Below are 19975 nucleotides of genomic sequence, written 5' to 3'. Positions count from 1 at the left end.
ATTATTTATTAGTTTGCTTTATATGAAATCATAATTTAGTTGTTAAATGATTATTATTTAAAGAAGTTAACTTTTCTCGTTTAGCAGTTTTATCTAACTTTTCTTGTATGTGATAATCAATAAGAAGAAAAAACATCGCATTGATGGATATAAAAATAAATTTATTAACTTAAAAAACTTTATAGTAATTTATTATAAGTAGCCTTATACACGGGCGAGGGAAAAAATAAGGGGGTAAGAAATAGATCAAGTAAATATTTAAAACTGCTGTAAAAGCAGTTTTTATTTTGATTAAAAAAGAAATAAGGTGATTGAACGAGCAAATATGCAAATACTAAAACAAACATAAATTAAATATGCTGTGCGCTATCTTACTAAAAAAAAAAAAAAAAAGTCATGACTAACTTAAAATAAATCAACAATTGCTAAATAAAAATATATGCAATTTAATTTTTTGTATTGCTTAAATGAAAATTTTGAAAAAATGAACGATTATAATCACAGATTATACTCAAGAATTATTTATAAAAAATCATTTAAAAATATATCAAATAAATTAAAACTTATAAATTAACATTAAATAATTAATAATCTTTGATTATAATCAAACGATTATAAAAAAAGAAAATAAAAAATTTTCCCCGGGGAAAATAGAAAGGACATCTATGGGGGTTAAAAATAAAAAAATATGGTTGCTAAACCATTGATTTAAAGGATGAAATATTAATAAAACAGCTTTTGCAATTCAGAGTCCTTGAAATACAAATGGATTAATTTGAATTTATAAAAATTATTATTTATCAAGTAAATACAAAAACTGATTTGGTATTGAAATAAATCTTCGAAATTATAAAACAAATGAAATTCATTATTATCAAGAAATAATATACTCTTTATCCGAAAAACAAGTTAATCAAGTTTCGGGAGAAACATTAGCTCAATTCTTTGAAGAATTAAATGACAAAAATTCTCAAAAATATCGTGATTTTGTAAGTAATTTTATTGGAGAAAAATTATATGATTAAAACTAAATTGAATATAGACCATGATCTTGAGTATGAAAAACTTGATTATTTAATCAATAAAAATTTAAAAAATAATAAATTTAAAAATACTGGCATTTTTATATACGGAAAACCGGGGGTTGGTAAAACCACTTTTTTAAAAAAAATTTGTCAAAAATTATTAAATGAAAAAGTTGAAATACAAGGATATAAAATTCCTAAATATAAATTAATGTTTTTTAACTCAAATGATTGAATAAGAGATATTCAAAAATCATGGATAAAAGAACTTGAATTTTCTACAGCAACAAAAATTGATACTTCCGCTAATATATTATTGATTGACGATTTTGGAAGCGAATTTACACACAATTCTACATTACCTTATATATTAAATTTATTTGAATCAAGATTTGAGTTTATTAAAAAACAAGAAAAAAATACGACTACAATTATTACTTCAAATTATAGTATTGAACAGCTTAAAAATAAATATTCGAAAGTAATTAATGATTCGATGACAATTGAAAGATTATTTTCAAGAATACAAGGAATAATAAATTTAACTATAGAATTTGAAGGCGTTGACAAAAGGCACTCCAACAAAATTGAAAATAAAACATTTGAGTATGTGGATTTGTAATTGTCCTTACAAAAAAAATGAGTAAAATAATATTTTTAATTGGAGTTGGAGGAACTGGAGGACTTCTTGCTGGAAAACTAGCCAAGTTTTTGAGAAATAATGATAATTTAATTTTAATTGATGGAGATAAGGTAGAGTATAAAAATGTGATTCGCCAACCTTTTCAAAATCATGATGTTTATAATTATAAAGCTGAAAGTTTAGCTAAAAAAATAAATAGTATAAGTAGATTTAAAAATTGTTATTCTATTAATAAATTTTTAAATAAAGAGAATTCTTTATTTAAAATAATTAAATCTTTTAATAATTCTTTTAATAAAGTAATAATAATAAGTTGTGTCGATAACCATAAAACTAGAATATTTATTGAAAAATCTACAAACATGTTTAAAACCTGACTGACAGAAAAAGATTTTAGTTGATTTGGTTATTCAAAAAATTCAGATATAGTTTATATAGATTCAGCAAATGAAGATGTAAATGGTGACATTATTGTTAACGAATTTAGAAGTAATATTTACAATTTGAAAATTGAAAAAGATACTGAATTAAAAGTTACAGAAGAGAGTTGCGAAGAGTTAATAAATGATGGCGTTGTTCAACAATTTGCAACAAACGATCAAGCTAGTAATTTAATTTTAAAAGTTTTATCAAATATTGATATCTTTATAAAAGAGAAATATCATATTAAGTTTTGAGAGTTCAACTCTAAATTAGAAAAAATTAAAGGAAATAATAAAAATGGACATACACCAAATTAGTATATTCTTTAGTAATTTAAAAATTATTAAAGAATGTAATATTGATAGACTATATTTTTTGAAAAAAAATATTATAAACAAAATTTATTTATTAGCATGACAAAGAGATAAGTTAATAAACAATATTGTAGTTTATAATGAAGTACTTATTTCTAACTATGATAAATTTGATTTATATGAAACAATTTTACTTAATATAAACCAAAATGCATCAGAACCTAACTTTATTTTTAAAAATACTAAAAATAGAGTATTTGTAATAACAAAGTACTTAACTAAAATTCCAAAATACCAAAAAGAATATTTATTAGAAAACTTTAAAAGTTCAAAAAATATAAAAATCCTAAGTTTAGAAAATGAACTATTTTTTGAAATATTACCAATAATTGACAAAAATAAAAATCAAGATATTTTGTTTTTAAAAGAACTAGAAGAAAAACGAAAACAAATTAAGGAGCTTATAGATGAATCTAAATTTAAAAGAAATAAAAGAAATTAAACTTTTAGAAAATAATCCTGTTAAAGAGAAAAAAAGTTCTGATAAAAGTAAATACAATGAGTTTGTTCAAAAAAACGAAAATAACTTTAACATATTAAAGCTTATATATTCAATTAAAAAAATATCTAAAACATGATATTTATATGAAAAACTTAGAGTACAAATCTGTGAGTGAAATGAATTAGATTTGAATTGAGTCATTAAAATTAAAGAAATACTTGATCAAAATTCAAGTTTTTTGACACTTAATTTAAAAGAATTCTATAGTTTTATTCAACTAAAGAAACAAGTTGAAAAAGAAACAAGAATTTCAACTTTGCCCGAAAAGGAGATAACTTGTACAGAAATTATTTTTGAAAGGGTTGATGACTATGAAATCCTTTTCTAAACTTAAGTTGGAATTTAAAAAAAACGATAGAGGTTATTGCAAAGTAGAATTAGAAAATAAGAGTGGAGTTAATAAATCTGGATGAATTAAATTTAATGAATTTTTAAATTGATTATTTATTAATACAAAAAATAATGTAGATAAAATTGGAAGAATTAGTTTTTCTGAAAAACTAATTACTATAAAATCGAATGAATATTATGACTTATACTACTTTTATTATGAACCTTCCATTAGAGATATTCTTGTTTATAGCAAAGGTAAATATGTTCACAAAACAATATTTTTACCACAATTGATCGCAGAAGTTAGATTAAATAAAAAAAATGATTTTAACAATTGAAATATTAGGTTATTTGCTTTTACCGGAGAATTAAAAGCAAAAACTAAATTTTTCTCGATGTGTTTACCTCATTTCTATGATGATGGATCTTTGTGTTTAGGAAACTTAAATACTTTTAAAAAAATAAAAGAGTTAAAAGAGTTAGATAATCTTATGAATTATATATTTTCTACAAAATTTAGTCATGAATGAAATGAGATAAATGAACAATTTACAAAACCAATGCATTTTTTAAAAGGATTAGAAGGTTTAAAACAATATAAAAAAATCGATGAAAAAATACTTTTTTTATAAAAAATTAAAAATTTTCCCCAGGGAAAATAGAAAGGAAATGAAATATGTCAATATTTAGTGAAAATAAAGAAACAAAAGTAACATGACCAGCTTTTAAATTCAAAACTGGTAAAAAAATCAAACAAAAAATCGATACCAATAATTCTAATGAAAGTGAAATGGAGGAAGTGGTTAAAAAAACAAAAGCTTCTAAAGAAAATGAAAAAGTGGAAGAGATTGAAATAGATGAAATTATAGATATTCCAAAAGGTTCTATTTTAAGAATAGACGGTGAAGAATTTCAAATACATATATCTATTAAAGAAGATGCTGTAATTGATCAAAATTTTATTCATAAGAAAGTTATTAATCCAAATGGAATTATTAATAAATGAGAGTATAAAAATGGTGAGTTAAAATACGATAAAGAGGATAACATATTTTATTATGTAATAGAATCTCCAAAGAAAGGATAAATAAATGGCAATAAATAAAATTGAAAAAATTGAAATTGAACGAATCCTTCCCAATCCGTTTCAACCAAGGAAAAACTTAAATAAGGAAAAAATCGAAGAATTAGCAAACTCCATAAAAAAAGTTGGTTTGTTACAACCTATAATTGTAAATGTGAATGATAAGAATGAGATAAAACTTATTGCAGGGCAAAGAAGATTAGAAGCATTTAAGTTATTAAAGAATCAAACTATTGAATGTCTTGTTTTAGTAGGAAATGCAACTGAAAAAGATTTTAGACAAGCATCAATTATAGAAAATATTCAAAGAGAAGAAATGACAACTTACGATTTAGCAGTTTCAATTAAAGAGTTGAAAGAATTAGGTTTAAGTTTAAATGATATTAGTAAAAATATTGGTAAATCTATTAGTTGAATATCAAAAGCATTATCAGGTCTTAATTTAAGCGAATTAGATAATGAAATTAAAAACTATATTGAAAATGGAGAGTTAGAAATTTCTAAAGCTGCATTAATAGCAACAGATAAAACTCTAAATAATGATGAAAAAAAAGTTTTAGTTAAAGAAGTTGTTGAAAAAAATATATCTAAAAATAATTTAGAAAAAAAACATTTAACAGTAAAAGATAATTCTAGAAGTGATGAAATTATAAATCTAGAAAAAAAATTTAGTGAAATTTTAAAGGCAGAAGTAGTTATTGATAAATCAAAATTAAGTATAAAATATAAAACTTATGGTGAATTAGAGAATATTTTAAATTTGATTGAGGGTAAATAAAATGGCTTATAAACTTTTAAATAAAGAGCACTATTTATGACTTTTAAACATTTCAAAATATCATAATTATGAAGAAATTCATCATGCATTAAAAATAATTAGGCAACAAAAGAAAATTATTGATAATAAAGATAAATGAATTAATAAAACTACTTTGAGCAGAAATAGATATTGAATACTTTCTACATTAATGGACAAATACAATTACAATGATGTTTTAAATGCTTTGAATCAAATATTTTCAATATAAATAAAAAAAATTCAAGATGAGAAAAGAAAAAGATATGATAAAAATAAATTCATACCATAATTAACTTAATAATGTTTAAATGCAAAAATATTGAATTATATTGATTTTAGAGTAGAATTTCTATTAAAAAAGTATAAAAAGATTGTAATTTTAACTATTTATGATAAACTTAAATCATCCTAAATTAAGGAGAGTTTAGGCCTATTTATAATAGGTAGGGTGTTCCCTTTAAACAAGATGAAAAGCACATTGTGTGCTTTTTTTTATAAACAAGAAAGGTGATGAAATTGTCTAAATATAAAATTGGTGAATGGGTGGTATTATATAGCCCTATAAAAAATGACAAGAAGAAGACCGGCAAAGGTCAAGAAACTAGATTTGGTTTTATTTATAAAATCAATATAACTCACAATAATAATCAATATTTTGTACAAATGTTATCTTCTAAAGATAATGAAAATACAAATTGAGAATATCAAAGAAGTGACGGAACGTTTATAAGAGCAAGAAACTATTATAATGTAAAAGTTAAAGAAAAATATATTATTAGAAAAATAAACAAATTTAGGGAACTTAATGAAAAAGAATTAAAAGAATTAAGGAACACGATTAATATAGCTAAAATAAAAGAAGTCTCAAGAAAACAAGAAAAAAATAATACACTTGATTTTGAAATGTAAGATCCATGTTATTATAATAGTAGTAAATAGAGCACTAGCAGCGCTAGGACTCTATTTTTTTGTTTAAATTAATATGTTACTAGTTACTGCTAGTTTTTTATTTACCTATTTTCCCAGGGGAAAATAGAAGAAAAGAGGTATTGAAATTGAGAAAATTAGTAATCCTAGAATCACCAGGTAAAATTAAAAAAGTAAGTCAATTTTTAAAAGAAATTGACAAAAATAACAATTATATTGTTAAAGCTTCAATTGGACATGTTAGAGAGTTTTCAAATGAAAATGACTTTAATATGGGAATTGATTTAAAACAGATGAATCCAATTTATAAAATTTCAAATGACAAAAAGCAAGTTGTAAATGAGTTAATTGAACAAGCTAAAAATGTTCAAGAAATAATTATTGCAACAGACCCTGATAGAGAAGGAGAGGCAATTGCTTTTCATTTATTTGAAATATTAAAAAAATATAATAATAATTTTAAAAGAATGAGATTAAATGCTATTACAAAAGAATGTATTCAAAAAGAATTAAATAACTTAAATGAAATAAACCAAAGTTATGTAAACTCTGCTATTACAAGACAAATACTTGATAGAATGGTTGGGTTTAGAATTTCTCCAATTTTGCAAAAAACTATTGGAGCTGCAAGTGCAGGAAGAGTACAAAGTGCAGTGCTAAAAATATTGTGTAATAGACAAAAAGAAATTGAAGCTTTTGATAAAAAACAATACTTTTATATACAAGATGAAACCGTTAGAGACATTATATTTAAAAACTACGTTTATAATGAAAATAACAAATTAGTAATTAATAAAATTTATGATAAACAAAAAATTTTAGAGTTAAAAAATAGTTTAACTAGTAGTTTTATCATAAGAGATATAAAAGAGAGCGAATTTGAAGAAAATAACTTTAAACCATTTTCAACTGCAGATTTATTAAAAGCTGCTAAATCTAAATTAAAGTTAAAAACTAAAGAAACTACCAAATTAGCTCAAAGTTTATATGAGAAAGGTTTAATTACTTATATTAGAACTGATTCTAATAATTTAGATCATGAAACTGAACAGAAGTTAGTTAAATTTATTATTAATTACTTTGGCCAAGATAAATTAGGTAAACTAATTAAAACCCAAACTAAAGAAACAGATCAAGAAGGACATCCTGCAATTACACCAACTCATTTTGAATGACTTGTTGAAGATATTGATAAACACTGTAGTGAGCAAATAAACGATAAAGAAAAGAATTTATATTGATTAATATGACAAAATACTATAAATTCGATTTACCAAAAACCTAGCGGTATTAAAAAAGAAGTTTTTTTAGAAAATAATGGAAGTATTTTTTATACAAATTTAAAGCAATATATAGTTAAAGGATATTATGAAATTGATAAAAGTTTAGAATTACCTAAAAATATTGAATTTAATTACTTTAAAGATGATGAATTGAATGTAAATAATCTAGAAATTATTGAAGATTATGATAAAGCTCCTAGTAAACTAAATGAAGTTAGTTTAATTGAACAATTACAAAAGTTAGAAATTGGTCGACCTAGTACTTATAAAACAGCAATAGAGGTAAATGTTTTAAGAGGTTATGTTGAATTAGAAAAATCAAAAGCTGAATCAATGATAGTTAATGAATTAGGTTTAAAAGTTAATGACTTTTTAGAAGAAAACTTTAAAAGTATTATAAATTTAGATTTTACTAAAGACATGGAAAAAGATTTAGATTTAATAGCTAATAACAAAATAGTTGATCATAAGCAATACTTGAGAGACTTTTATTTAAAATTAGATAATTTATCTACTAACTATAATTTTGATGGTTTAAAGTGCTCAAAATGCCAAATAGGCTATATTCTAGAGAGAGTTAGCAAAAAAGGAACAAAGTTTAAAGGTTGTTCAAACTATCCAAATTGTGATTTTATTGAGTTTAATCAACCAGATTACTCAAATAATAAATCATGTAAAGTTTGTAAAAAAGGTTATATGGTTGAAAGAAGTTATACAGATAAAAAAACCAAAAAAACTAAGAAATTTATGGGTTGTTCAAACTATCCAAGTTGTAAAAATGCAGAATTTTAAACACCTTTAAAGGTGTTTTTTTTAGTATTATTAAATTATTAAAATTTTTTTATAAGGAGGTCTGAAATGAATTTTTTTTATTAGGAAATGGTTTTGATTTGGCATTAGGTAAAAAAACAAACGTTGCAGATTTTATTAATTGATTGAAAAAACACAATGATAATTTAACTAAAACACAAAATGAACAATTATGATTTTTTATAAAAAATTATGAAAATTTTTGAAGTAAAGAAAATAAAAGTAATGATTTAAATAATGAATTGGAATGAAATTTATTAGAAAAAAATATTTATTATTTTTTTACAAAAATTAAGGAAAAGGAATTTAAAGAATTTAAATTAAATTATAATATTTTTTATAAAAGCAGTAAAGAAAACTTTTTTATGAAAAATAAAAATGGATATTTAGTTTTTTCTTTTGTAATGCAGGAATTTTATATTAAGGAAATTACTAAAAAAATTAAAAGAAATTATGATGTTATAGAAAGTAAACTAAAAAGATTTTGCTCTTTTATTAATGAAGAAGATTATATTGTTTCATTAAATTACACAAATTTTTTAAATTTTATTCCTAATAATAAAATTAAATTGCCAACTAAGGTTTACTTTCTTCATTACATAATTCCAGGAATATTATTTTCAAACTATAATAAAAATTTAACAGAATCTAAAAAAGAATTAGATCCATTTAATTATATAAATTTAGGAGATTGAATGACTTTTGATGGTCTAATAGATTTAAATTCTGTTGATAATGAAGAAAAAAGATTAAAGTATTTAGGAAAAGTAAAATACTTTAAAAGTATTAATACTAGATCAATAAAAGTTGAAAAGTATTATCAATTACTTATTTTGGGAAATGAAAATATTGAGGATTCAGAATTATGCTTTTTAAGTAAAAATCAAAATCCAAATTTATTTATTCAGAATTATCCCAAAAAAATAATTAATGATATTAAAATAAGAATTATGTTATCTAATGAATCGGATAACACTATATATCTGTTTGGATATTCCTTTGGCGATTCAGATAAAGAGGTAAACTTATTTTTAGAGTGATTAATTAATAATAATTTTAAAATATGCTTATTATTTTTTATTGAAGATAAAGATAATATTGAAAAATTTAAAGTATTTCAAAAAATTAAAAATTTTTATAATAATTTTTTAAATAAAGAAATAAACAAAAATGATTTTTCAGAATTAATTTATTTTATATAAATATGTTATACTTAAATTAAGGTAAATAGAGCACTAGCAGCGCTAGGACTCTATTTTTTCGTTTAAATTAATATTTTGTTACTAGCTACTGCTAGTTTTTTATTTACCAATTTTCCCCGGGGAAAATAGAAAGGAATAATATGAAAAAAACTCCATGAGTTATTTTTAAAATATTGAAATTTAATCAACCAATTGATTCAGTTACCAAAGAAATAAGAAATAAAAGTAAAAAGGCTAGAGATAATTATTACAAGTCTGGTGACTATTTAAACTATATTTCTAGACCAGATGCTGTTTTTAATTTAAATATAGATGATGAACAAGTAAAACTATTAAATACTTTAAGAACCGGTTCAAGAGAAGATAAAAAGAAATATAATAAAATGCTTGAAGAAATAAACAAAAATTTTAAGAGTACCGGAATATATTCAAAAAATGGAGTAATGAGTATAGAAGAAGTTAAAGAACTAAGAAATGATATGAAAAAATTAGATGATAAACAAGTTTTTTGAGATACTATAGTTTCTTTTTCTGAAGAATTTATTAAAGAAAATAATCTTTATACACCAGAAAAAGTACAAAAAGCGTTAAACGTTGAGCTTAAGGGTTTTTTTGGTGACAACGGCATGGATTATGAAAAAGTAAATTGATTCTTTTCAATGCACACAAACACAGATAATAACCATATTCACCTAGGTTTTTTTGAAAAAGAACCTACTAGTTATGAATATGTTTTAGATAGTAATAAAAATAAGGTTTTAAATAAGTATGGAAAACCAAAAAGGAAAAGGATATGAAAACAAAACGGAAAATTATATTCAAAAATTGATTTTAGAGCAGGGCTAGATATAAACATTAGGAATCAACAAAAAGAAAGTATTAATTTCTTAGAAAGTCAACATAATTTAAGAAAAAAATTTGAAATATCATGAGATAGTTTTTCTAAGTCAAATACAACTTCTTGAAATGATGCAAAACAAATTTATGTTGATATTAATAAAAGTAAAATTAACTTGATTGACAAAATTGATTTATTTTCTAATCAATTAAAACAAAAACTAAAGTTACATTTTGGAAGTTTTAAAGATATCCCTTTAAAAAAAATCACCTATGGTTCTAAATATATAACTGATTTAGATAGGAAAAAGTTAGATGAAATAACTTTAGATTTTATTAAAAGTGATCCAAACTTAAAAAATGCATACGATGAATTTATTGAAGAAAATGATAAAAAAGCAGAAGATTTTTGTCGAATTTATTCAAGTTATGAATTAGAAGATGTTGACTTAAAAATAGAAGAAAAAAGTTTGATTTTAACAACACAAGACTTATTAAAAGAGGAAAAAGATTGAAATTTAAAAGATCCAATAGAAAAAATTAAATATAAAAAATTAAAGTACAAAAACGAACATATCAAGTCATTAAATGCTCAAGGTTTTTATCAAGGAATACTACCTGCATTTGGTAATAAAATATTAAAAAAAATCATTTGAAATTGAAAAAAAGAGAAATTTAAATCTAAAAGAAGTTTTGTAGGTAACAATTTATTCAATCCTAATGGAGTAATTAGTAATAAAAAGTATATTTCATCAATTTTATATATGCCAAGAAACTTATTTCAGATGATTCAAAAAGAAAAAAGAAAAGCGAAACAATCAGCAATGAATATTTTAAAAGAAGAAAATAAAATTAGAGATAAGTTAATTAAAGAAAGAAGGTCTTACAATGGAATTGACTATTAAAATATTGTCATGTTTATATGCATTGTTTTTTGTAATTTCAATTTTTTATTTTTATAAATATATATACCTACTATATAATTTTAAAAATAACAATAAAGATAAAGTGGATAATAATGATTTTAAAATAAATTATAAAAAAATTAAAAGAAAAGCGTTAATACTATGGTTAACTTTTTTACTTTTATTTTTGATTACGGTTATAACTACCTACATTTTAGTTTATGCGTAAAAAAAGTTTTAAATGAATAAATAGTTATAGAAAATTCATTTTAATTTCATTATCTATAATTTCAATTTTTACTATTTCTTTATTAACTATTGCTATCTTATTTATTTTAACTTTAATTAAAACTAAGTTTAATTTTTTATTTACAATTGAAAAAATTAAACACTTTAATTTTAGGGAGGAAAAAAAGACACTCATTTATATTATTTTATTTTTGATTTTGATTCATATTATATTTATCATTTTATTTGCTCATTTAAAAGGTAAGCAAACTTCTAAAAATTTAGTAAATGAAGCGAAAGAAAAAGCGTTTGGTAAAGCAAGTTGAGATGTAAATGAGTATGAATATCCAATAACTAAAAATCAACAATTATTGAAATTTGAAAATGTTTATAATAAAAATTTTGTTAATCCAAGTTTTATCACAAGAAGTGAAATTGATATTAAAAATAAAAATCTTAACGTTTGAGGGATAGAAGTTAAAAAAGCTGTTCACACTATTACAATTGGTTCTACTGGAAGTGGTAAAACCGAAAGAATAATTTATGTTTCTGCCTTTGTTAATTGTCAACTAGAGTTTGACAAAAAACCATGTATGGTATTTTCAGACCCAAAAGGAGAGCTACATGCAAATTTAGCATCAATATTAGAAGAAAACGATTATGAAATTTTGGTTTTGAATTTGAGAGACCCTATGTATTCTCAAAGTTGAAACCCTTTATCAAATGCTTATAAATTTTTAGTTCGTGGAATCAATTATATAAAGGATTTTGTTCTTCAAAATACATTTTACTCGAAAGTATTATTTGAAGATTATATTAAAAAAGTAAAATGCAAGGTTCATAAAGTTAAAAATTGTGTTATTTGTAAAGAAGAAATATTTGCAAATATGAAAATTGATAATAATATTGAACCAAATCCAGAAAAATATGAATTATCTGTAGTTTGAAAAGATTTATTAGTATATGAAATCGATAGTTATTGAACTTATGATGAAATACTTGCTAAAGAATTAATTTCAGGAGAAGTAAACAAATTAAAAAATTTAGCTTATGAAGAAATTAACAATTTAGCCTCAATTTTATTGAATCCTGGTGAAGATTCAAAAAACAAACAATGATATGATGGTGCTCAAGGACTATTTAAAGGTTTTATATTTGCTATGATGGAAATGATTGAAGAAAATATAAACTCTATTACAGAAAATCAATTTAATATTGTCACAGTTACAACTCATTTATCAGACAAAGAAAAAATACAAAAGTTTTTTAAAAAATGAAGTGTTGGAAGAGAAACAAATCAATCTGTGATCGCTGCAAATAAGGTTTTAACAAGTTCTAGTCAATCAATCGGTAACTTTTTTTCAATCATTTCAACTTGTTTACAACTTTTCGAAGGTAATGAACTAAGAAGCTTACTATGTAAAAATAATATAAATTTATTTGATTTTGTGTCTAGTGGTAAACCCAAGGCAATTTTTATGATTGTTCCTGATGATAAAGAACAAAAACATCCATTAGCTAGTTTGTTTATTAGTCAACTTTATCAAGCGAATGTTTTCAAAGCAGGACAAAATTTAATTAAATATGGTAAAGAGCAATTAGAAAGGGATGTAATTTTTTATCTAGATGAGTTCGGTAATTTCCCAGCAATTACAAATTTTGCAACCATATTAACAGTATCTAGAGGAAGAAGAATGTTTTTTAATTTAGTATTGCAGTCTTTTGAACAATTAAGTTCAAAATATGGAACTGATACTGCAAGTACAATAATGGCTAACTGTTTACTTACTGTTTATTTAAAGTCAGCATCAACAAAAACTCACGAGCAAATCTCAAAAATGTGTGGTGATACTACTGTAGAGGTAAAAAATAGTAGTCCAAATATTGACAAAAACGGTAAAAAAACATTTTCTTATCATTTACAAAAAAAACCTTTGATTGAACCAACAGATATTAGATTAATATTTCCTCCCGATAAAACTCAAAATAATAAATATGCTATTGTAATTTATCAAGAAGCAAACCCAAATATAGTAACATATGAATATTTTTACAAAATTAAAGAATTTTTTAATATAGAAGTTAAAGATAAAGATATAAATTTAAATAGGTCCATTAATTTTGAGAAAGACTACTTTATAAATTTGTTCAATTTAGATATAAAATCTAAGGTTATTAATGAAGAAATATTAACCGATGATGTAAATTTAAATGAAGCTTTTAAAAAGGAAAAAAATACTACTAGAGAAGATATATTTTCAATTTTAGAAGACACAAGTAATCAAGATATTGATAAATTATTGGATTTAAAGACTAAAGAACGAAATATAAGAAATGATTTGTACATATTACAATCTAAATCAGAAGATTTATTATCAAGTGAAGAAAAAGAAGAAATAAAAAGACTTCAAAAAGAATTAAAGGCTTTAATAAAACAAATTTAACACCTTTTGTGGTGTTTTTTTTGATATTATTTAATTAAAGGAAAAAAAATGGGAAAAAATATACCAAAGTTTATTATATTACCGGAAATTTTAGAAAATAATCAAGTTGAATTTATAAAATATGATATATATTTTAATTCTAAAAAAAATATTTTATATAAAAAAAATAATATTGAACAAAAAACAAATTTAAGTATTGTAAACTTTTATAATTATTTTCAAAGTATTTTTATATATAGTAGTAATTTATTATTATTTTTTACTGATTTATTTGAAGAAAAATTATTATTAAAACTTAAAGCACATAGTAATAATTTACCTATTAATTTTTTAAATGATATTAATTTTAGTGAATCAAAAATTAGATGACTAGTTTCAAAACAATTTGTTTTTAAAAACTCAATATTAAATTTTTTGATGAATCTTAAAGTATTATATAAGTTTTTTATTATAAATACTAATATAGATAAAGAATATGATAATTTATTAACTTTAAAACAGAGTTTAATAATATATTTATTTTCAATTTTAGAAAATATTATTGCTATGATAAATATTATAAATATGGGAGAAAAATTTTATAATATTTCTATTAAAGAAGAGAAAAATATATATAAATTAAATTCAAAAAATAGTGAAATAATTAATAATTTAGGAAAAAAAATTATTAATTATTTAGAGGAAAATAATAAAAATAGATTTATTGAAAATTATGAAACTTTAACTAAATTAAGAAATATAATAGCTCATCCTTGTATAGTTTATGAAAATGAAAATAAAGAAGTAGTTTATTCATATTGACAAATTGATTTTTTACTTAACAAAAATAAAAATAAATATTTAATTAATGATATTTTTTTGGCAAAAGTAGCTGAGAGAAATAAAAGTAAAGAAGATATTGAATTAGAATATTCTAAAACAAAAAATTTTTTCTTGAATGAAGAAACAATAGATATTATGAAATTATCTAAAGAAATGTTTGAAGATTTAAATAATATATTATCTAATTTCTTTAGTTAAATAATATTAAAAATATATTTATGTTATACTTAAATTAAGGTAAATAGAGCACTAGCAGCGCTAGGACTCTATTTTTTTGTTTAAATTAATATTTTGTTACTAGCAACTGCTAGTTTTTTATTTACCAATTTTCCCCGGGGAAAATAGAAAGGAAATAATATAAATGAGTGCTATAATTCCCAAAAAATTAGGAACACAAAAATTAAAAATTATAGGCAATATTACAATTATTGATTTTCTCAGTTGTGTTTCTTTTATTATAATTGCTACTATAATAACAATACCTTTAACCATAATTGGAGTCATAGGACAAATTATAACCGCAATTTTTATTTTTGGATTTCTAACAATTTTTTTATTACCTAGTGGTAGAAGTGGCATGAGAATTTATTATGTTATTTATTTATTTTTTAAATATAAATCATCAAATAAAAAATATAATCATGATAGTAAAAATTATCCTACGAGTTTACTAATACCATACAAAGAATTAATGGGAAATATTGATGAACTAGGAGTTATTAAAACCGATAAGTTATTCGAAAACAAAAATTTTTTTGTTTGTGCTGTTGAATTAGAGGGATATAACCTTTTAAATATGAGTTATGATGAACAATTAAAAAAAATAAACATTTTAAAATTTTTTTGATCAAGTATTGAGGTTAATTGTTCGTTAGTAAAATTAGAAAAAAACTTTAATAAAATTAAGGGTACAAAGTATCTAAATACAAAAATAAATGAATTAAAGGATATGAAACTAAATGAAAAACAAATTAATTCTCGAATTAAACAATTAAAAGATAGTTTACAACTTTTTGAAGATAATGGAGAATTAGGAAAAGATAATTTTCAACATAAATATTATTTATTTTTATACTGTGATGAATACAAACAATGTAAAGAAATCATAAATGGCGTTGTTCAAAAAGGCCAAAATGCAGGATTAAACGTTAACTCATTAAATGGCTATGAAATTATAAATGCAATTAAATATTTATTAGATCCTAGCGAAGAAGAATTTAGTGACGAATTAATTTATAAAAATAAAAATAACTTAAAAGAAATTATGAAGTTTGATAACTGTTTTTTTAAAAAAGATTCTTTTAGCTCAGGAGAATTGGAATATAATATCAGCACAATAAGAGAATTTCCAAAGTTTCCTGAACGTTGTTGAATGTTGCCATTAATGACAAGTGATTCAAGTGTTGTTATAAACATCGGAATTTTAAATAAACAAAAAGTGGTAAAAAAACTTCAATCAACTATATTAAATTTACAAAGTAATATGTATACATTATCAAAAAAAGAGTTAATTGGTGCTAGAGAAATGCAATTAGAATTAGAAATTTATAATGAAGTAGCTGATTCTATTGGTTATGGTGATGAAACAATCAAATCAATGAATATTTTTTTCATAAATTATGGAGTTGATAAAAAAAACTTAGAAAATAAAACAAGAAATTTGAGCAACACACTAAAAGATTCTGGATTTATTTTAGATAATTTAAATTATAGACAATTTGAGGGATTATCATCAGTTATATTGAAACCAACTGACCCTTTGAGTATTGCATTTTCAAGAGAAGTACCTTCAATTACGTTAGCAGAAGGTTTCCCATATTTAACAAGTGAATTAAATGATTCTAACGGATTTAGAATTGGAGAAAATATGCTAGGAAATCCAGTAATTTTAGACCAATATAAATTAACAAAAGATCGAAAAAATCACAATATGGTAATTATGGGAACAAGTGGAAGTGGTAAAACTACATTAGCAAAACTTTTATTGAATTATCATGCATCTGTGGGAAGAAAATTAATAGTCGTAGATCCAGAAAGAGAGTATAGAAATTTATGTAATTATCATAATGGAAATTGAGTTGATGTAGGAAATGCAACTTTTGGTAGAATCAATCCGTTACAAATTTTTACTACTTTAGATGATGAAATAAAACCAAATAATAAAACAGTAATTTCCAATCATGTTGCCTTTTTAACCGGTTGATTTGAAATTTTATTTAGTGATTTAGATAAAAATATAGTTAGGGCTTTCAGCTCTAGTTGTGCTGAATTATACGAATCTTGATTAGGAGATTATGCAGATATAGTTAATATGAAAAGTACTGAATACCCGATATTAAGCGACTTGATTAAATTTATTAGTAAAACCAAAATTATTAAAGAAAATAATGATGTGCAAGAAAATTTATTAAGTTTGTTAAAATCAGAATTTGAAAATTATGGGCAATATACCAATTTATATAATGGACATTCAACATTGGTAAAAAGCGATAATCCTTTTATAGTTTTCGATATTAACACTTTATTTGAAAAAGGGCAGCAAAACATTATTCAAGCTCAGCTTTATTTAGTAACTGCGTTTATTGGAAATGAAATAAATACAAATTATTTAAAAACAAATAAAGAAACATTTGTTTTGATTGATGAAGCCCATTTATTGGTTGATAAAGATAAGCCGATTGCTTTAAATTTTATTTTTCAAATGGTTAAAAGAATTAGGAAAAGACGTGGTGCAATGACATTAGTTACACAAAATCCAGATGACTTTCTAGGGAGTGAAGATGTTAAAAAGAAAACTATGGCAATGTTAAATAATGTACAATATTCCTTATTGATGAATTTATCTTCAAAGAATATTCAAGATATTGCTGAATTATATAGTAATTATGGCGATGGATTAAGTAATGAAGAATTAAATTTCATATCTTATGCGAAACAAGGAGAAGGATTATTAATGGTAACTGGATTTGATAGACACACAATTTCTATAAAAGTAACTCCAGAACAATTTAAAGCATTTAATAATGAGGTGATTATAGATGTCCAATAACAAGCAAAAACAAATTAATATTAGAATAACCAATAAAAAAAATCTTGATATTTTCTCTGAATGAGAAGGCAAATATCAGTCTAGTGAATTAGATATAAGTAAAAATAAAACACTTGAAAACTTACTTATAAACTCGATAAATTATGATTTGTTAGAGAATAAAACTGATTTTTTGGAGGAAAAATTTCAAAAACTATTTGAGAAAAATATAAATCATATTTTAAAAAGAGTTTTTGCAAGACAAGATTTGATTACTTTGAATATAATAAAGTTTTTAAAGATAGATGAATTAAAAAGTAATTATTTATTAAGTCAATTATTCGAATCTGGAATTATTAAGGATAACGCTTTTACTGACCCACACAAACAACAATTGAGTGATGCTCCTTGAGTTAGAAAACAAAAAAATAATTTAGATTCAGAATTCGCTTATTTACAAAAAACTGAAATAATTAAAGATTTTGCATCAATTGGAAAAGAAAGCATTGTGTTACAAAAAGAATTAGAAGATGACTTAAATAAAACTATTGAACTAATAAATAAAGATATTGATAATAAATTGAAAAAACATAATTTACAGTTAAGTAAAAAAATAACTAAAGAAAGAAGGAATAAAAATGACAATTAAAGATTTAACAGATTTATATGATGAAAAATTTTATGCTATAGAGCTTATATCAGATGAAACACTTGAGACATTAGAACCTTTCAAGTCCGATTTAGATAGCAATAAATTACAAGTATTAGCATTTAGCACTGATTTTGATGATAAAGAAAATGTAAAAGTTTTAAAAATTGTAGTTGATTGTAAACAATATATTGAACTTAAAAATTGATTAAAATCTAATAAATTAAGTTAAAATATTCATAATTATTCATAAATTAGGAGGAAAAAAATGAATAAAATAAAAGAAACATGATCTAATGATGTAAACAAAATCTTAGAAGAGCATTTTGGATTTGAAAATGTAAAAATTGTTTTTAAAGCAAATGAAGAAACTAATAAATTCTTTTATAATACAGCAAATGAAAATGATTATTTAATGGGTGATGTGGTTTATTTAATTAATGATTCGGTTTATTATGTGTTTGAGTTTTTTACAGATGATAAGTATGAATATAGATTCTCTTCTAAAAATAAGTTTTTTTATAAAATCAATAGAGAAACCAAAGAAAGAACACAACATAATACTAATTGAATAGATATTTTCAAAAAAAATAAAATTAATTTAGATAAATTTAATGGTCAATATAACAATTTCTTTTTAAAAGCAAATTACATAAACTTTGATGGTGCAGGAAAAGGAATATATGGAGTAAATGATAACTCCTTAAAAAAATTGTTAGAATTTAAACCTAAATAGAAATTTATAGAAAGGAAGTAAATAATGAAAAAATTATTAGGATTATTTGGTGCTTTGGTATTTATTGTTAGTGGAGGAACAACTTCTATTTCTTGTAGTGGTTGATCACCTTCGGGTAGTATAAATGAAGGTACTTCTGGTGATAGCGATAAAAACCCATATAGTATTATAGATATTTTAAAAACACCAAAAGAAAATTTGGATGTATTTGCAAAAACAAAAAAAGATTGAAATTATATTAATAATCTTTATTCAAGAGAAAGAGATAGAACAAAAAAAGGGGTGGAAGAGTTTAAAGAATGAGAACAAAATTCCTCAGGAGAAGTAAAAGAAAATTATAAAAAATTACGATTGACATTAGAAGTTTTATACTTATGATATTCAATTATTTCACAAGAAGCTGATTTTTATTTATATTTACATGAAAATAAAATAGACATTGATTATGAAAAAGACGAAAATTTATTAAATAATATTTTGATGATTAATGATAAAACTAAATTTTTAGAAGTATCTAAAAAAACGTCAAATTTATATAGAGATATTAATAACTTTAGCAATACTCAAGATAGTTGATGGAATTATATAAGTCATGATCCTGATTTTGATTCTAAAAAATATGAAAAAGAAAAAGAATCTTGAGAATATTTGAAAAATCCGATAATGTCTTCAAAAATAGATAAATATACTAAGTTTACAAATAAAATTGAAGAATATTTAAATAATATGAATTAATTTTAAAAAAATGATAATATAAAAGTGCAACTTATGCTAAATAATAGTATAAGTTGGTTTACATAATAGTTTATTGAAACATAAACAATAAAAAGAAGTAATTATTACTTCTTTTTATTTTTAATGCTATACTTAAATTAAGGTAAATAGAGCACTAGCAGCGCTAGGACTCTATTTTTTTGTTTA

21 protein-coding genes are annotated in these 19975 nt (G+C 22.3%); 20 read left to right on the top strand and 1 reads right to left on the bottom strand.

Annotated features, from left to right (window positions below):
• Position 1: 1 nt before the first annotated feature.
• Positions 2 to 136, bottom strand: a complete 135-nt coding sequence (locus tag ACI2WZ_RS03510) for a hypothetical protein (protein WP_500244652.1) — start codon at positions 134 to 136, stop codon at positions 2 to 4.
• A gap of 529 nt (positions 137 to 665) precedes the next feature.
• Here ACI2WZ_RS03510 and ACI2WZ_RS03505 point away from each other — a divergent pair.
• The 20 genes from ACI2WZ_RS03505 (at position 666) to ACI2WZ_RS03410 (ending at position 19789) form a co-directional block, all read left to right on the top strand.
• On the top strand, positions 666 to 1025 hold the full coding sequence (locus ACI2WZ_RS03505; protein ID WP_500244651.1) for a hypothetical protein: 360 nt from the start codon (positions 666 to 668) through the stop codon (positions 1023 to 1025).
• Positions 1018 to 1647 (top strand): AAA family ATPase, encoded by a 630-nt coding sequence (locus ACI2WZ_RS03500; RefSeq protein WP_500244650.1) that lies wholly within the window; start codon positions 1018 to 1020, stop codon positions 1645 to 1647. Before ACI2WZ_RS03505 ends, ACI2WZ_RS03500 begins: the two co-directional genes overlap by 8 nt.
• A 17-nt stretch (positions 1648 to 1664) precedes the next feature.
• The gene (locus ACI2WZ_RS03495; protein WP_500244649.1) at positions 1665 to 2408 is read left to right on the top strand and encodes a ThiF family adenylyltransferase; all 744 of its coding nucleotides are present in this window, start codon (positions 1665 to 1667) and stop codon (positions 2406 to 2408) included.
• On the top strand, positions 2389 to 2907 hold the full coding sequence (locus ACI2WZ_RS03490; protein WP_500244648.1) for a hypothetical protein: 519 nt from the start codon (positions 2389 to 2391) through the stop codon (positions 2905 to 2907). Before ACI2WZ_RS03495 ends, ACI2WZ_RS03490 begins: the two co-directional genes overlap by 20 nt.
• Positions 2873 to 3295 carry a hypothetical protein gene (locus ACI2WZ_RS03485; protein WP_500244647.1) on the top strand — a complete coding sequence of 141 codons (423 nt, stop codon included), beginning with the start codon at positions 2873 to 2875 and terminating at the stop codon, positions 3293 to 3295. The genes ACI2WZ_RS03490 and ACI2WZ_RS03485 overlap by 35 nt, the downstream gene beginning before the upstream one ends.
• Positions 3279 to 3932: a hypothetical protein gene (locus ACI2WZ_RS03480; protein ID WP_500244646.1), complete on the top strand. Its 654-nt coding sequence runs from the start codon at positions 3279 to 3281 to the stop codon at positions 3930 to 3932. Before ACI2WZ_RS03485 ends, ACI2WZ_RS03480 begins: the two co-directional genes overlap by 17 nt.
• Positions 3933 to 3976: 44 nt before the next feature.
• Positions 3977 to 4387, top strand: coding sequence for a hypothetical protein (locus ACI2WZ_RS03475; RefSeq protein ID WP_500244645.1), 411 nt, complete (start codon positions 3977 to 3979; stop codon positions 4385 to 4387).
• A gap of 4 nt (positions 4388 to 4391) precedes the next feature.
• Positions 4392 to 5162 carry a ParB/RepB/Spo0J family partition protein gene (locus ACI2WZ_RS03470; protein ID WP_500244644.1) on the top strand — a complete coding sequence of 257 codons (771 nt, stop codon included), beginning with the start codon at positions 4392 to 4394 and terminating at the stop codon, positions 5160 to 5162.
• Between the two features lies 1 nt (position 5163).
• Positions 5164 to 5412 (top strand): hypothetical protein, encoded by a 249-nt coding sequence (locus tag ACI2WZ_RS03465; protein WP_500222001.1) that lies wholly within the window; start codon positions 5164 to 5166, stop codon positions 5410 to 5412.
• A 287-nt stretch (positions 5413 to 5699) separates the two neighbouring features.
• Complete coding sequence (locus ACI2WZ_RS03460; protein WP_500244643.1) at positions 5700 to 6092, top strand: hypothetical protein; 393 nt, start codon at positions 5700 to 5702, stop codon at positions 6090 to 6092.
• A 146-nt stretch (positions 6093 to 6238) separates the two neighbouring features.
• Complete coding sequence (locus ACI2WZ_RS03455; RefSeq protein WP_500244642.1) at positions 6239 to 8185, top strand: type IA DNA topoisomerase; 1947 nt, start codon at positions 6239 to 6241, stop codon at positions 8183 to 8185.
• Between the two features lie 98 nt (positions 8186 to 8283).
• A complete protein-coding gene (locus ACI2WZ_RS03450; protein WP_500244641.1) occupies positions 8284 to 9405 on the top strand; it encodes a hypothetical protein in 1122 nt (373 codons plus the stop codon).
• Positions 9406 to 9545: 140 nt separating this feature from the next.
• A complete protein-coding gene (mobL, locus tag ACI2WZ_RS03445; RefSeq protein WP_500244640.1) occupies positions 9546 to 11147 on the top strand; it encodes a relaxase MobL in 1602 nt (533 codons plus the stop codon).
• A gap of 221 nt (positions 11148 to 11368) precedes the next feature.
• Positions 11369 to 13819, top strand: a complete 2451-nt coding sequence (locus ACI2WZ_RS03440; protein WP_500244639.1) for a type IV secretory system conjugative DNA transfer family protein — start codon at positions 11369 to 11371, stop codon at positions 13817 to 13819.
• A gap of 48 nt (positions 13820 to 13867) precedes the next feature.
• A complete protein-coding gene (locus ACI2WZ_RS03435; RefSeq protein ID WP_500244638.1) occupies positions 13868 to 14839 on the top strand; it encodes a hypothetical protein in 972 nt (323 codons plus the stop codon).
• 163 nt (positions 14840 to 15002) lie between these two features.
• Complete coding sequence (locus ACI2WZ_RS03430) at positions 15003 to 17690, top strand: Mbov_0397 family ICE element conjugal transfer ATPase (protein WP_500244637.1); 2688 nt, start codon at positions 15003 to 15005, stop codon at positions 17688 to 17690.
• Positions 17680 to 18318 (top strand): hypothetical protein, encoded by a 639-nt coding sequence (locus tag ACI2WZ_RS03425; protein WP_500244636.1) that lies wholly within the window; start codon positions 17680 to 17682, stop codon positions 18316 to 18318. Before ACI2WZ_RS03430 ends, ACI2WZ_RS03425 begins: the two co-directional genes overlap by 11 nt.
• On the top strand, positions 18308 to 18550 hold the full coding sequence (locus tag ACI2WZ_RS03420; protein ID WP_500221985.1) for a hypothetical protein: 243 nt from the start codon (positions 18308 to 18310) through the stop codon (positions 18548 to 18550). Before ACI2WZ_RS03425 ends, ACI2WZ_RS03420 begins: the two co-directional genes overlap by 11 nt.
• A gap of 36 nt (positions 18551 to 18586) precedes the next feature.
• Positions 18587 to 19054 carry a hypothetical protein gene (locus tag ACI2WZ_RS03415; RefSeq protein ID WP_500244635.1) on the top strand — a complete coding sequence of 156 codons (468 nt, stop codon included), beginning with the start codon at positions 18587 to 18589 and terminating at the stop codon, positions 19052 to 19054.
• Between the two features lie 24 nt (positions 19055 to 19078).
• A complete protein-coding gene (locus tag ACI2WZ_RS03410) occupies positions 19079 to 19789 on the top strand; it encodes a lipoprotein (RefSeq protein ID WP_500244634.1) in 711 nt (236 codons plus the stop codon).
• Positions 19790 to 19975 lie beyond the last annotated feature (186 nt).

It is taken from the genome of Spiroplasma endosymbiont of Megachile willughbiella (assembly GCF_964273395.1).
Classification (GTDB): Bacteria; Bacillota_I; Bacilli_A; order Mycoplasmatales; family Mycoplasmataceae; genus Spiroplasma_A; species Spiroplasma_A apis.
This window is presented reverse-complemented; position numbering and strand designations above follow the sequence as displayed.